This is a genomic window from Klebsiella sp. JN_Kp121, assembly GCF_040062145.1.
In the GTDB taxonomy this organism is placed as follows: Bacteria; Pseudomonadota; Gammaproteobacteria; order Enterobacterales; family Enterobacteriaceae; genus Klebsiella; species Klebsiella aerogenes.
In genome coordinates this window covers 42,005-55,428 of the sequence record NZ_JBEAHX010000001.1, presented here as the reverse complement: position 1 = coordinate 55,428, position 13,424 = coordinate 42,005, and the positions used below count along the sequence as shown (strand labels likewise).

Sequence of the window (13,424 nt, the reverse complement as noted above, 5' to 3'; positions counted from 1 at the left end):
ACATGACCAGCAATAAAGCGTTAATGCAGCGCCGTAGCGACGCGGTGCCGCGCGGCGTCGGACAGATTCACCCTATCTTTGCCGACCGTGCGGAGAACTGCCGGGTATGGGACATTGAAGGCCGTGAATATCTCGATTTCGCCGGCGGTATCGCGGTGTTAAATACCGGCCACCTGCATCCTGAGGTGATCGCCGCGGTGGAAGGCCAGCTGAAGAAGCTGACCCACACCTGCTTCCAGGTGCTGGCCTACGAGCCCTACCTGCAGCTTTGCGAAATGATGAACCAGAAAGTGCCCGGCGATTTCGCCAAGAAAACCCTGCTGGTGACCACCGGTTCGGAAGCGGTGGAAAACGCGGTCAAAATCGCCCGCGCGGCGACCGGGCGTAGCGGCACCATCGCCTTTACCGGCGCCTATCATGGCCGTACCCATTACACCCTGTCGTTAACCGGTAAAGTGAACCCTTACTCCGCGGGTATGGGGTTAATGCCGGGCCACGTTTATCGCGCGCTCTACCCGTGCGCGCTGCACGGCATCAGCGATGATGACGCGATCGCCAGCATCCATCGCATCTTCAAAAATGACGCCGCGCCGGAAGATATCGCCGCTATCGTCATTGAACCCGTCCAGGGCGAAGGCGGTTTCTACGCCGCCTCCCCGGCCTTTATGCAGCGCCTGCGCGCGCTGTGTGATGAGCACGGCATCATGCTGATCGCCGATGAAGTCCAGAGCGGCGCGGGCCGTACCGGCACGCTGTTCGCAATGGAGCAGATGGGCGTGGCGCCGGATATCACCACCTTTGCCAAATCCATCGCCGGCGGTTTCCCGCTGGCGGGCGTCACCGGACGGGCGGAAGTCATGGACGCCATCGCACCGGGCGGATTGGGCGGCACCTATGCCGGCAACCCGATTGCCTGCGCCGCCGCGCTGGCGGTACTCAAGGTTTTCGAACAGGAAAACCTGTTGGAAAAAGCCAATCAGCTCGGCGACAAGCTGCGTAAAGGCCTGCTCAATATCGCCGAAACACATCGCGAAATCGGCGACGTCCGCGGCCTGGGGGCGATGATCGCCATTGAACTCTTTGAAGAGGGCGATCACAGCAAACCCAACGCCAAACTGACGGCGGATATCGTCGCCCGCGCGCGGGATAAAGGCCTGATCCTGCTCTCCTGCGGGCCGTACTACAACGTGCTGCGTATTCTGGTGCCGCTGACTATCGAAGATGCGCAGATCGCGCAGGGACTGAAGATTATCGCCGACTGTTTTAACGAAGCTAAACAAGGCTAACACTCCTGCACCGGATGGCGACGCTCACGCGCCCCGTCCGGTTGCCTGTCGGTCGGATTGGGCGCAATCGCCATCCGACAAACGGTGCCAAAAAACAATAAAAGGGGTTAATGATGGGGCAACTGTCGCAATCACATGATTTAGGGGGCGGGCTGAAATCACGCCACGTCACCATGTTATCTATTGCCGGCGTTATCGGCGCAAGTTTGTTTGTCGGTTCCAGCGTCGCCATTGCCGAAGCGGGCCCGGCGGTGCTGCTCTCCTACCTGTTCGCCGGGCTATTGGTGGTGATGATTATGCGTATGCTGGCCGAAATGGCCGTCGCCACCCCGGATACGGGCTCCTTTTCGACCTACGCCGACAAAGCGATCGGCCGCTGGGCGGGTTATACCATCGGCTGGTTGTACTGGTGGTTCTGGGTCCTGGTGATTCCCCTGGAAGCCAATATCGCCGCCATTATTCTCAACTCGTGGATCCCCGGCGTACCGGTATGGCTATTCTCGCTGGTCATCACCCTTGCCCTCACCGGCAGTAATCTGCTGAGCGTCAAAAACTACGGCGAATTCGAGTTCTGGCTGGCTATCTGCAAAGTTATCGCCATTCTGGCCTTTATCGTGCTGGGCGCGGTGGCCATCACCGGCTTCTATCCCTATGCCGAAGTGAGCGGGATTTCGCGTCTGTGGGATCACGGCGGCTTTATGCCTAACGGCTTCGGCGCGGTGCTCAGCGCGATGCTTATTACCATGTTCTCATTTATGGGCGCGGAGATCGTCACCATTGCCGCCGCCGAATCGGATACCCCGGATAAACATATCGTTCGCGCCACAAATTCCGTAATCTGGCGCATCTCTATCTTCTATCTGTGCTCCATTTTCGTGGTCGTCTCGTTGATTCCGTGGAACATGCCGGGGCTGAAGAACGTCGGTTCATACCGTTCGGTACTGGAGTTACTGCATATCCCCTACGCCAAACTGATTATGGACGGCGTGATCCTGCTGTCGGTGACCAGTTGCCTGAACTCGGCGCTGTATACCGCTTCGCGAATGCTCTATTCCCTGAGCCGCCGCGGCGATGCGCCAGCCATAATGGGCAAAACCAACCGCAGTAAAACGCCGTATGTGGCGGTGCTGCTCTCCACCGGCGCGGCCTTCTTAACCGTAGTGGTGAACTACTATGCCCCGGCGAAGGTCTTTAAATTCCTCATCGATAGCTCCGGCGCCATCGCCCTGCTGGTCTATCTGGTCATTGCCGTATCTCAGTTGCGGATGCGCAAAATCCTGCTGGCGAAAGGCGGTGAAATTCGCCTTAAGATGTGGCTCTATCCGTGGCTCACCTGGCTGGTTATCGCCTTTATCACCTTCGTACTGGTAGTGATGCTGTTCCGTCCGGCGCAGCAGCTGGAGGTCATTTCCACCGGCGCGCTGGCGATCGCTATCATCTGTACGGTGCCGATTATGTCGCGCTGGAAAAAGCTGCTATTGTGGCAAAAACTGCCGCTACAAAATACGCGTTAACCCTGTTCCCGGCGCAGGCCGGGAAATGTATTCAGGAGCAAGACTATGACCGCCATTCCCCAAGCGACGGCCATTGATGGATACCGCTGGTTGAAGAACGACATCATCCGCGGCGTTTATCAGCCTGATGAAAAACTGCGTATGAGCCTGCTGACGTCGCGCTATGAGCTTGGCGTCGGGCCGCTGCGAGAAGCGCTCTCGCAGCTGGTGGCCGAGCGGCTGGTGACGGTGGTCAATCAAAAAGGCTATCGCGTCGCCTCGATGTCCGAGGCGGAACTCCTCGATATTTTCGATGCCCGCGCCAATATGGAAGCCATGCTGGTGCGCCTCGCCATTGAGCGCGGCGGCGATGAGTGGGAAGCCGAGCTGCTGGCCCGCGCGCATCTGCTTAATAAGCTGGAATCCAGCGAAGCAAGTGAGCGCTTACTCGATGAATGGGATCAGCGCCATCAGGCGTTTCATACCGCCATTGTCGCCGGCTGTGGTTCGCAGTATTTACTGCAGATGCGCGAACGGCTGTTCGATCTGGCGGCGCGCTACCGCTTCATCTGGCTGCGCACCACGGTGCTGTCGGTAGAAATGCTGGAAGATAAACATGTCCAGCACCAGACGCTGCTGGAAGCCATTCTGGCGCGAGATGCCGAGCGAGCCAGCGCGCTCATGCGCGAGCACTTACTTACCCCCATCCCGATTATCCAACAGGCGATGGCCGGCAAACTGCTGTCGCAGCAATCCTGATTCAGGCAGCGGGCTTTTTATAATACGGCAGTTGTGTGACCGGATACTCGTAGTGTTCCTCCACCACGCAACGGTCCGGCGTCGCCATTCCCGAGTAGAAGAAAAAGTACTCCTGACTGTCCGGGAAAAAGACCAGATCGTCGCCGTTGCGAAAGCTGGTTACCCGATAGGGAATATGATTTTTGGTCTGCGCCTGACGCATGCCGGAAGCCACCTGGAAATGGTCGCCCCACTTCATGGTCGATAGCTGGTAATGGAAACGCGAGATGGTCACATTTTTGCGTAAAGAGCAGGACAATTTTACCGCTGTGCCGGCGAAAGCCGGAGAAAGAAAGAAGCTTAATAAACTGATAGATAATAGAAATTTCATGAAGGTCTTATAATTTTAGGGTCAATATTTGACGGTAACATGATTTTCCTGCGCAGGCAGGGATCGCGGCGGATTTTCTTGCCGCCGCGCCCTATTCCAGGAATATTCCTAATTATTCTCGCCGCGTAGCACCTCGCGAAAGTGCATCACCAGCGGGCGCTGGTTGGCTTTGTGCCATACCGCCCACAGCTGGGTCGAATAGCTCATCCACGGAATTTCCCGCAGCACGACCCCCTCAGGGGCGTTATGCCGCAGGCTGTGCTGGATCAGCGCCACGCCCAGTCCCGCCGCCACCAGCCCCAGGGCCGTTAATGGCTCTCCGGCTTCCAGACGAATATCCGGATTAAAGCCCGCACGCACGCAGGCGGCGACAAAATCATCGCGCGAATGGGCATCGTCGTTATGGATAACCGCGATCCACTGCTGATCGGCCAGCTGCGCCGGCTGCAAGTTTTCCGCCGCGGCCAGCGGATGATTCTGCGGCAAAGCCAGCAGCATCCGGTCATCAAGTACCTGGGTATACTCCAGATCCTGTTCGCCCGCCGAAGGCGGCATGTCCACCAGCGAGAAGTCCAGGCTGCGCTGGCGCAGGCCCTCAATCTGCGTGGCGGGCGGCTGGCTATACAGCGCAATATGCACGTCCGGGCGCGACGTTCGCAGGGTGCGCAGAGCGGTAGAAAGCACGCCCGAGTGCATGGCGTTTTCGATATAACCGATACACAACCCGCCATCTTCGCCGCGCCCCAGCCGTTTACCTAATGATTCGAGACGGTTGGCGTGGGTCAGCAACGAGCGCGTTTCGGCCAGAAACGTCTGCCCGTCCGCCGTCAGACGAATACGCTGCTGGTTACGTTCAAACAGCATCAGCCCTAGGCGCTCCTCCAGCTGGGCTATCTGGCGGCTGAGCGGCGACTGTGAAATATGTAAGCGTTCGGCGGCACGGCCAACATGCTCCTCTTCCGCTACCACCACAAAGTACTTCAACTGGCGTAAATCAATCATGTGAGACCTCAAAGGACTTAAGTCAGACGAATTATGTCCTATCAAGTCATAACACCGCAAGGTATTGTGATCTCCGTCACAGGGCGACAGCACAAATCGCCCGCACAGAACCCTTCCCAGACGGGAACTCAATATTGAGGACATCTTAGATGAGCATCAAACATATTCTGCCAGGCAACATTGGTTTAGGCGGCGCGCCGCTGGGTAACATGTTCCGTAACATCCCGGAAGACGAGGCGCACGCCACCGTCGCCGCCGCCTGGGATCTGGGCGTTCGTTACTTCGATACCGCACCGCTGTACGGGTCCGGTCTTTCTGAAATCCGGATGGGCGAAGCGCTCTCGCAATACCCTCGCGACCAGTTCGTTCTGAGCAGCAAAGTCGGCCGCATCATGCTTGATGAAATGGAAGACCCGGCGACGCGTGATTTTGGTGAGAAAGGCGGTCTTTTCGAATACGGCCTGAAGAACAAAATCCTCAACGACTACTCGGCCGACGCCACCCTGCGTTCTATTGAAGACAGTTTAAAACGGCTGAAAACCGACCATCTCGACATCGTATGGATCCACGATCCGGCGCAAGATTTCTACGGCGACAGCTGGCTGGAGCAGTTCAACATCGCCCGTACCGGCGCCTTCCGCGCGCTGACCCGCCTGCGTGAAGAAGGCGTAATAAAGGCATGGGGGCTGGGCGTGAACCGCGTCGAACCTTGCGAATTGACCTTAGCGCTCGACGAGCCGAAGCCTGATGCGTTCCTTCTGGCTGGCCGCTACTCGCTGCTGGACCACAAACGCGCCCTGCAGCGCCTGATGCCGGAAGCGCTGGAACAGAATGTCGATATTGTCGTCGGCGGCCCTTACAGCTCGGGCGTTCTCGCCGGCGGTGAACACTTCGAATACCAGAAAGCCTCTGCGGCGATCCACCAGCAGGTGGCACAGATCAAGGCCATTGCCGCCCGTCATCAGGTGGATGTGAAAGCCGCTGCGCTGCAGTTTGCCCTGGTTCATCCGGCGGTGGCCGCCGTAATCCCAGGCTCCAGCCGTCCGGGCCGTATGGCGGAAGAGCTGGCCGCGCTGAAAGCGACCATCCCAGCCGCTTTCTGGGATGAGATGCGCAGTCAGAATCTGGTGGCTGATAACGCGCCGCTGCCGATTCGTTAATTTTAGCGGGGCCGCAGGGCCCCTCTTAAAACAAGAGAGACACCATGAAACTGGATCTAACTCATAAAGTCGCCGTGGTGAGCGGCTCCACTTCCGGCATCGGGCTTGGCATCGCTAAAGGCCTTGCTCAGGCGGGCGCGACCGTGGTCATCGTCGGCCGTCAACGGCGCGGTGTTGATACCGCCATAGCGGCGATTAATGCCGAATACCCCGATGCGCAACTGCGCGGAGTGGTCGCCGACCTCAGCACTGAAGAAGGCGTCAGCGCCCTGCTCGCCGCCGAGGCGCATGCTGATGTGGTGGTTAACAACCTCGGCATCTTTAACGATAAAGATTTCTTTAGCGTGCCGGATAGCGAGTGGCTGCACTTTTATAACGTCAACGTGCTTTCCGGCGTGCGCCTGTCGCGCCACTACGCGCAGGGGATGATCGATAACGGCTGGGGACGCATTATTTTCGTCTCCTCGGAATCCGGCGTCGCGATTCCTGCCGACATGATCAACTACGGCGTGACCAAAAGCGCCAACCTCGCGGTCTCCCACGGACTGGCGAAACGGCTCGCCGGTACCGGCGTCACCGTTAACGCCATTCTACCTGGCCCCACCTTCACTGAAGGTTTGCAGGAGATGCTGGCGGAGGCCGCTACGCAATCTGGCCGCAGCCCGCGTGAGCAGGCTGATGAATTTGTGAAGACCGCACGCCCAAGCTCGATTATCCAGCGGGCGGCGGACGTCGACGAAGTGGCGAACCTGGCGGTATATCTCGCCTCGCCGCTCTCGTCGGCCACCACTGGCGCGGCGCTGCGCGTCGATGGCGGCGTCGTCGACACCCTGGCAATGTAATTCTAATTATCTGAAATAAAGAGAGAAATAAAATGGCTACTACCACTGTATCTATCGAAATCCCGGCTTCTGTCGACCAGGTTTGGCAACTGATGGGCGGCTTTGACTCGCTGCCCGACTGGCTGCCGTTCATCCCGAAAAGCGTGGTGAGCGAAGGGGGACGCGTGCGTACGCTGACCACATCCGATGGCGGCACGGTCATTGAACGTCTGGAAGCGTTTGATAACCGCCAGCGCAGCTATAGCTACTCGATCATCCAGGCGCCGTTCCCGGTCGTGGATTACCTCTCCACTATCGCGGTAGTGGCAACTGCCGATAGCAATATCACCCGCGTTGAGTGGTCCGGCAGCTTCACGCCGGTTAACGTCAGCGACGCGGATGCCGAAGCGCTGTTTAGCGGTATTTATCGCGACGGCCTGCAGGCGTTGAAAAATAACTTTAGCGCCTGATTGTTGTCAGGAATGGCCAGGCCATTCCTTTTATGAACAAAAGAAGAAAAGTCTATTGCCCGTTGCCCTCTTTTTCAGACAACGGGCGGGACCTATCCTTTACGCCATCACGTTGCAACGGGCAACGTTAACGAAACAACTTAACAGGATTATGAACATGAAAACCGTATCGACTATTTTTTCCGCAGCTGCACTTTCACTTTTTGCCTTTACCGCTTCCGCGCATAGCGTGACTGCAACCGGTAATACCCTTGACTCCGCTGAAGCGGTGATTGCCAAAAAAGCGAAAGAGCTGAATGCGACTGATTATAAAATCACCAGCGCCCATATGGGGAATAAGGTGACGATGAGCGCGGAACTGTACAAGTAAAGTCGGGTCCCCTTCAGAACCCCGGCGACTCAGCATCTTGAGTTGGCCGGGGGCTAAGAATTCTCACTCTCCAGCCGCCGATTGTTTCACTTGCAATTAACCCTGTCCCTTGCATTCCTCTCTGCGTTTACGCTCATCAACAAATAATACTTCGGTATTAATCCCCCTCTATACCGCTTAAATAAGTCTCATAAAGAACATTAAAAAGCAGTTTTATTTTTAAACTGAGATTGGTCGACACTACTCAACTCATAGTCTACAATGATGATTGATAACCATTTATTGCAAATGTGAATGATTATCAGGCTTTCCAGTTAGTTTAAAAAAATAGCATAACGATGTTTAAATAACTCATTTTAAACGAGCAAAAAATGGCAGATAACAATATAAAAATTTATCATTCCCGTTATAGCAAGTTGATAAAACTACTGGACTTTCTCACCGTCAACGTTTTGATTTTTATCTATTTAAAATATTTTTATACTGAACCCACAACCGCTTCCGCGCTCGTTGGAATTATCTATTCATTAGTATTTATAAGAATTAATGAGTATTTTCATTTGTATTCAGGGCAATTTAAAGGGCACTATTTCACAAAATCAGCAGCGCTTATTTTAAGCGTATGCCTGAGCAGTATTGTTTCATTCTTATTTTTCGTCGTCGCCGAGTGGTTAATTAATACGCAATCAGTCGTTAATTTTATTCCGCTGGCCGCCAGTCTGGCGAAATGCTCAATATTTATATTTCTCATTGTCTTCGTGGTGCGGGCAATCACTGCCCATTATCTGTTTAACTCGGTGTTACGGGTCGCGATTCTCGGTATTACGCCCGCGGGCCTGGCCATTGAGCAGGCTTTACAAAAAGAGTACTCACAACGCGGTATCATCATCAGCTATTTTGAAGACCGCAACAACCAGCGAGATAGCCGGCTGATGAGTATTGAAAGAAAAGGCAACTCGCGCGATCTGCTGGCTCTGGCGAAGACAGGCGACGTTGATGAAATTTATATCGCGCTCCCCATGGTTGCACAGCAGCGCATTAAGCAATTTCTCAATGAATTCTCTGACACAACCGTCGATGTATTCCTGGTACCGGACCTGTTCTCTTACAGCTCACATATTTCCCAGCTGCGCATGTTCGGCAATCTGCAAACTATCAGTATCTTCACTTCGCCTTTTGATGGCGAAGGGGCAATCATCAAGCGTATTGAAGATATCATTCTCGGTTCTTTCTTTACCTTAATTAGCCTGCCGGCGATGCTGTTTGTGGCGATTGGTATCAAGCTCACCTCTCCGGGGCCGATTTTATTTAAACAGAATCGTTATGGCCTCAACGGTAAACAAATAGAAGTCTGGAAATTCAGAACCATGCGGGTCATGGAAAATAGCGCCGTGGTCACTCAGGCGACTCGCAACGATCCACGCATCACCAAATTCGGCGCGTTTTTGCGTAAAACCTCACTGGATGAACTGCCGCAGTTTTTCAACGTGCTACAGGGGCGGATGTCGATCGTCGGTCCCCGCCCGCACGCGGTGGCGCATAACGAGCAGTACCGCGTGCTGGTGGAGAACTACATGATTCGCCATAAGGTTAAACCAGGTATCACCGGACTGGCGCAGATTAACGGCTTCCGCGGTGAGACCGACACACTGGACAAAATGGAGAAGCGAATTCAGTACGACCTGGCCTACATCCAGTCGTGGTCGCTGTTCCTCGATCTCAAAATCGTCTTTTTGACTTTCTTCCGGGGCTTTGTTGGCAAAAATGCGTTCTAGGTTCGCCGTTCTGGCCGGTTTGCTGTCTGTGCCTTATGCACACGCAGACCTGCAGGCAAAACCGCATACCGGGGTTGCCGGCATCGATTTCGAGAGCCAGTTGGGTTATGACATCGGTTACGATGACAACGTGACCTGGCAGCGTTACGACCAAAATAAAATCGGCTCCAGCTACCAGAATATTAAGCCTGTCGTCAAAGCTATCGGCGAACGTTATGAAGACCGCTACCTGTTGATGTATTCCGGCGATTACCGCAACTATGGCAACGATAGCGCAGATAATCGCAACAACCATTTTTTTATGTTTAACGGCAAGTGGCGATTTGGCAGCATGCACGGGCTGTCGCTGGATCTCGATGAGACGCTGGGTCATGAAGAGCGCGGCCGCGACACCACCGAAGGCTTTTTGCCCGAGCAGTTTAAAGAGTTTGGCATCAACAAGCCGATCGGCACCCGCTTCTTTAACAGCGAGCTGCGTTACAGCTACGGCGCGCCGGAAGGGCGCGGTAAAGTTGAAGTCGCGCTACTGCATAAACAATTGCGCTTTCGCGACCTCGACAGCATCAAAGACGCCAGCGATGACTTTAACTATTACATGCACGATCAGGAGTGGCATGAAAACAGCCTGGTGGCCGAAGTGTTTGACCAGAAAGCCAAAACGCTGCGCTACCGCTATAGCTTTATCACCAACCAGCGCCGCTACGAGCTGAATCCGTTAAAAGACAGCAATGAGTATTATCTACTGGTCGGCATGAAGAATCGCCTGTCGGGTAAAACGGAGATTAACGGTAACGTCGCCTGGCTCTACAAAGACTTTATCCATAACCCGGACTCACAGGGTTTTAACGGCCTGAACTGGGATATCAACGCCGACTGGAAACCGCTGGAACAAATGAAAGTTAACCTACACAGCTCCCAGCGCATCAAGGACCCCACCGACTCCGGCGGCTATATCCTGGTGTCGAATTTCGGCGTCGGCTATGAACATCACTGGCTGGTGGATCGTTTCTCAACTCTGGTCGATTATTCATATATCACTGAAGACTATAAGCATCAGAGTAATAAGCGCAAAGATAAGTCTAATCTGCTGTCGCTGACCTTTAACTATGATTTCCGACCATCGGTTAACTTTAAGCTGAAGCTGCAATGGAACACCATGCACTCAAATAAAGATACGGACACTTTTTATATTGGCCCGGACTACTCGCATGCGGTTGACCGCACCCTGGGCTACGACGATTCGGCCATTATTTTTATGACGCAGGTACAACTATGACCTTTTTAAACAGGACACTGGTGATGCTTCCGCTGCTGGCGCTACTGCTGGCGGGCTGTTCAACGCCGCCGCAGACCATTAAAACGCCGCCGGACGCCGTCTACCTTTTGGACCAGGGCGATGAAGTCAATATTGCGGTCTCCGGGGAGCAGGATCTGACGATGCGGGTAAAAATCGATAATAGCGGCAGCATTGATTACCCCTATATCGGATCGCTGCTGTTAAAAGGCAAAACGCCTGAACAGGTGAGTAATGAAATCGCCGATAAACTGCGCGGTAACTACCTACAGGCGCCGATGGTCACGGTGAGCATCGCCGAATACCGCAAAGTTTATCTGCTCGGCGAAGTGAAAAAACCGGATGGTTATGCCTGGGAGCCGGGTTTAACGGCGGAAAAAGCCATCGCCCTGGCCGGCGGTTTCACCGACCGCGCCGATCGTCATGATATTCAAATTCGACAGGCCCGCGGCGGAAGGCTGCTGGAAAATGTCGCCGCCGACTCCTCCGTGCAGGCAGGAGATACCATCATTATTGGCATGAGTTTCTTCTGATATGGCAATTTCACTGGTCGAAAACGCGAAAAAGAAAGAAGGCTTTATCGACTTCACGCCTTATTTCAACAAAATTAAGCACAAGCTTATCTGGTGCCTGGCGGTGGTGATTGTCGCCGCCGTGGCGTCATTTATTCTGACGCGCTTTATGTCTTCCAGCTACACGGCGACCGCTACCGTACTGTTCAAAGCGCAGTCGCAGGACGTCTCTCCTCTGCCGCGACTGGAAAACTACGATTCCACGCGCAGCGATTACTACGAGACCAAGTACGCGTTAATGGGGTCACGAGTAGTGCTCGATGCCGCGGTGCGTAAATTAAAGCTGGAGCAGGATAACGAATTTAACGGCGGCGATAATCTCGACGAAACCGCGCGTATTAATAATGCTATTCAGGCGCTGCAAAAAAGCCTGACCATTTCCGGCGTGCGCACCACCCAACTGGTTGCCGTATCGATGGAAGCGAAATCACCGCAGAAAGCCGCCGATATCGCCAACGGCGTCGCCCAGGCCTTCATCGATTACAGCCTGCAGCAGAAGCAAAACACCTTGCTTCAGGCGCAGGGCTGGAACGAAAAAATGATGGACGACCTGAAAACCAAAATGGATCAGCAGAAGGCGGACATCGATAACTTCCTCAAGCAGAACGGATTACTAACCTTCCGCAGCATGGATGGTTATGAGACCGAGCGGCTGGGGATTGTGATTAACCATCTGGCCGACGCCACCCAGCGCCGCCTGAAAGCGCAGACGGTATGGGACAAGGTCCGCCGCCAGCAGGGTAAACCGGTAGAACAGATTATCTCGCTGCCGGAAATCTCCGGCCATCCGCAGGTGCAGGATTTACGCATTGCGCTCATCCAGACGCGGCGCAATCTTTCCGAAGCGGCCAAACACTACGGCCCGCAGCATCCGAAATATCTGCAGGCCCAGGCGCAGCTGCAGGCGGTGAATGCCCAGCTCGGCCAGGTATTGGGCGAGCTGTTTAACGGCCTGCGCCAGCAGTATCAAATCGCCCTCGACGATGAGCAGCACTACCAAAAAATGCTCAACGATCAGAAGGCCGATTTCCAGGCGCTCGGCGCCAAGCGCGACCAGTACAACACCATGACCACCGCGCTGAATAAAACCGAAGAGCTTTATAAATCACTGTACCAGCGCGCTAACGAGCAGAAATTGTCAGAGACCTTCTCGGTACCGGATGAAGTCATTTACGACGCCGCCGTACCGCCGGCTCGTCCATCTAAACCCCAGCGCGGCCTGTTGATCGTGATGATTACCCTGATGGCGCTGGCGCTGTATATCATGTACCTGATAGTCAGTACCGCGCTGGATAAAACGGTGAATAGCCTCAGCGAGCTCAAAGCGAAAACCGCCCTCGATGCCAGCGGCGAATTTCCGCTACTGGCGCATCTGGAAAACGCGCAGCAGATTTTCCATAACGTGCTCTACGCCGATATGATCCACAGCCTGCGGCTGGCGTTGCTCAATCAGCGCGATAAACCCGCCACCATCCTGGTGACTTCGGTACAATCCCGCTCCGGCAGTTCGTATATTGCCGAACTGCTGGCCTGCTCAGCCAGCAAATCGCGTAAAACGCTGCTGATTGACCTCGACTACCTGGCCACTCAGGGATTATCGGCGAAATTTCCGCAACATAAACAGGGCTTCAGTCAATTGCTGAACGGCGAGTGCATGCCGGAGCAGTCCATCGTCAAACTGGATGATCAACTGGACTTTATGCCCCGCGGCAAACTCAACGATTCTTCGCTGCTATTGCTCACTTCTGAGCGCCTGCCGGCGCTGCTGGCAACGTTGCATCAAACTTACGATACGCTAATCATCGACGCCCCGGCGCTGAACCAGGCTCAGGATAGCCTGCTGTTGGCGGCACAAAGCGATATTACTCTGATGGTGGTGAAGGCCGGCGAGCAGGCTCCGCGGATCCGCAAAGCGGAACAACGTCTGCAGAGCGCGGGTAGTAGCCGGGTGGCGAGCGTGCTTAACCAGGTGCGCGAAGAACACCTGGAAACGCAGGAAGGTAAACGCCTGCTTGAGCGCCAGATGCACGAACTCATTGCTCCGAAATAGCG

13 protein-coding genes are annotated in these 13,424 nt (G+C 54.7%); 11 read left to right on the top strand and 2 right to left on the bottom strand.

Annotated features, from left to right (window positions below):
* Positions 1-2: 2 nt before the first annotated feature.
* The 3 genes from gabT (at position 3) to csiR (ending at position 3,538) form a co-directional block, all read left to right on the top strand.
* Positions 3-1,286 (top strand): 4-aminobutyrate--2-oxoglutarate transaminase, encoded by a 1,284-nt coding sequence (gene gabT, locus ABLU86_RS00285; protein WP_163282124.1) that lies wholly within the window; start codon positions 3-5, stop codon positions 1,284-1,286.
* Between the two features lie 113 nt (positions 1,287-1,399).
* Positions 1,400-2,800 (top strand): GABA permease, encoded by a 1,401-nt coding sequence (gene gabP, locus ABLU86_RS00280; protein ID WP_015704496.1) that lies wholly within the window; start codon positions 1,400-1,402, stop codon positions 2,798-2,800.
* A 45-nt stretch (positions 2,801-2,845) separates the two neighbouring features.
* On the top strand, positions 2,846-3,538 hold the full coding sequence (csiR, locus tag ABLU86_RS00275; RefSeq protein ID WP_015368060.1) for a DNA-binding transcriptional regulator CsiR: 693 nt from the start codon (positions 2,846-2,848) through the stop codon (positions 3,536-3,538).
* 1 nt (position 3,539) lies between these two features.
* Here csiR and ABLU86_RS00270 read toward each other — a convergent pair whose 3' ends face one another.
* Positions 3,540-3,908 carry a hypothetical protein gene (locus tag ABLU86_RS00270; protein WP_023325096.1) on the bottom strand — a complete coding sequence of 123 codons (369 nt, stop codon included), beginning with the start codon at positions 3,906-3,908 and terminating at the stop codon, positions 3,540-3,542.
* Positions 3,909-4,016: 108 nt separating this feature from the next.
* Positions 4,017-4,910, bottom strand: coding sequence for a LysR substrate-binding domain-containing protein (locus ABLU86_RS00265; RefSeq protein ID WP_015368059.1), 894 nt, complete (start codon positions 4,908-4,910; stop codon positions 4,017-4,019).
* A gap of 149 nt (positions 4,911-5,059) precedes the next feature.
* Here ABLU86_RS00265 and ABLU86_RS00260 point away from each other — a divergent pair, with 149 nt between their 5' ends.
* The 8 genes from ABLU86_RS00260 to ABLU86_RS00225 all read left to right on the top strand — a co-directional run bounded on the left by ABLU86_RS00260 (position 5,060) and on the right by ABLU86_RS00225 (position 13,422).
* Positions 5,060-6,070 (top strand): aldo/keto reductase, encoded by a 1,011-nt coding sequence (locus ABLU86_RS00260; protein WP_045413104.1) that lies wholly within the window; start codon positions 5,060-5,062, stop codon positions 6,068-6,070.
* A 44-nt stretch (positions 6,071-6,114) separates the two neighbouring features.
* Positions 6,115-6,912 (top strand): SDR family oxidoreductase, encoded by a 798-nt coding sequence (locus ABLU86_RS00255; protein ID WP_032713939.1) that lies wholly within the window; start codon positions 6,115-6,117, stop codon positions 6,910-6,912.
* Between the two features lie 32 nt (positions 6,913-6,944).
* Positions 6,945-7,361, top strand: a complete 417-nt coding sequence (locus tag ABLU86_RS00250) for an SRPBCC family protein (RefSeq protein WP_015368056.1) — start codon at positions 6,945-6,947, stop codon at positions 7,359-7,361.
* A gap of 157 nt (positions 7,362-7,518) precedes the next feature.
* A complete protein-coding gene (locus ABLU86_RS00245) occupies positions 7,519-7,731 on the top strand; it encodes a DUF1471 domain-containing protein (protein ID WP_015368055.1) in 213 nt (70 codons plus the stop codon).
* Positions 7,732-8,102: 371 nt separating this feature from the next.
* Positions 8,103-9,506 carry an undecaprenyl-phosphate glucose phosphotransferase gene (locus ABLU86_RS00240; RefSeq protein WP_015704489.1) on the top strand — a complete coding sequence of 468 codons (1,404 nt, stop codon included), beginning with the start codon at positions 8,103-8,105 and terminating at the stop codon, positions 9,504-9,506.
* The gene (locus ABLU86_RS00235; RefSeq protein ID WP_015704488.1) at positions 9,496-10,782 is read left to right on the top strand and encodes an outer membrane beta-barrel protein; all 1,287 of its coding nucleotides are present in this window, start codon (positions 9,496-9,498) and stop codon (positions 10,780-10,782) included. Before ABLU86_RS00240 ends, ABLU86_RS00235 begins: the two co-directional genes overlap by 11 nt.
* Positions 10,779-11,333 carry a polysaccharide biosynthesis/export family protein gene (locus tag ABLU86_RS00230; protein WP_015368052.1) on the top strand — a complete coding sequence of 185 codons (555 nt, stop codon included), beginning with the start codon at positions 10,779-10,781 and terminating at the stop codon, positions 11,331-11,333. The genes ABLU86_RS00235 and ABLU86_RS00230 overlap by 4 nt, the downstream gene beginning before the upstream one ends.
* Before the next feature lies 1 nt (position 11,334).
* Positions 11,335-13,422, top strand: coding sequence for a polysaccharide biosynthesis tyrosine autokinase (locus tag ABLU86_RS00225; protein ID WP_045413107.1), 2,088 nt, complete (start codon positions 11,335-11,337; stop codon positions 13,420-13,422).
* Positions 13,423-13,424 lie beyond the last annotated feature (2 nt).

Excerpts from the sequence above, each read along its gene's own strand:
- gabT (WP_163282124.1), top strand. The coding sequence starts at position 3 with ATGACCAGCAATAAAGCGTTAATGCAGCGCCGTAGCGACGCGGTGCCG.
- gabP (WP_015704496.1), top strand. The coding sequence starts at position 1,400 with ATGGGGCAACTGTCGCAATCACATGATTTAGGGGGCGGGCTGAAATCA.
- csiR (WP_015368060.1), top strand. The coding sequence starts at position 2,846 with ATGACCGCCATTCCCCAAGCGACGGCCATTGATGGATACCGCTGGTTG.
- ABLU86_RS00270 (WP_023325096.1), bottom strand. The coding sequence starts at position 3,908 with ATGAAATTTCTATTATCTATCAGTTTATTAAGCTTCTTTCTTTCTCCG.
- ABLU86_RS00265 (WP_015368059.1), bottom strand. The coding sequence starts at position 4,910 with ATGATTGATTTACGCCAGTTGAAGTACTTTGTGGTGGTAGCGGAAGAG.
- ABLU86_RS00260 (WP_045413104.1), top strand. The coding sequence starts at position 5,060 with ATGAGCATCAAACATATTCTGCCAGGCAACATTGGTTTAGGCGGCGCG.
- ABLU86_RS00255 (WP_032713939.1), top strand. The coding sequence starts at position 6,115 with ATGAAACTGGATCTAACTCATAAAGTCGCCGTGGTGAGCGGCTCCACT.
- ABLU86_RS00250 (WP_015368056.1), top strand. The coding sequence starts at position 6,945 with ATGGCTACTACCACTGTATCTATCGAAATCCCGGCTTCTGTCGACCAG.
- ABLU86_RS00245 (WP_015368055.1), top strand. The coding sequence starts at position 7,519 with ATGAAAACCGTATCGACTATTTTTTCCGCAGCTGCACTTTCACTTTTT.
- ABLU86_RS00240 (WP_015704489.1), top strand. The coding sequence starts at position 8,103 with ATGGCAGATAACAATATAAAAATTTATCATTCCCGTTATAGCAAGTTG.
- ABLU86_RS00235 (WP_015704488.1), top strand. The coding sequence starts at position 9,496 with ATGCGTTCTAGGTTCGCCGTTCTGGCCGGTTTGCTGTCTGTGCCTTAT.
- ABLU86_RS00230 (WP_015368052.1), top strand. The coding sequence starts at position 10,779 with ATGACCTTTTTAAACAGGACACTGGTGATGCTTCCGCTGCTGGCGCTA.
- ABLU86_RS00225 (WP_045413107.1), top strand. The coding sequence starts at position 11,335 with ATGGCAATTTCACTGGTCGAAAACGCGAAAAAGAAAGAAGGCTTTATC.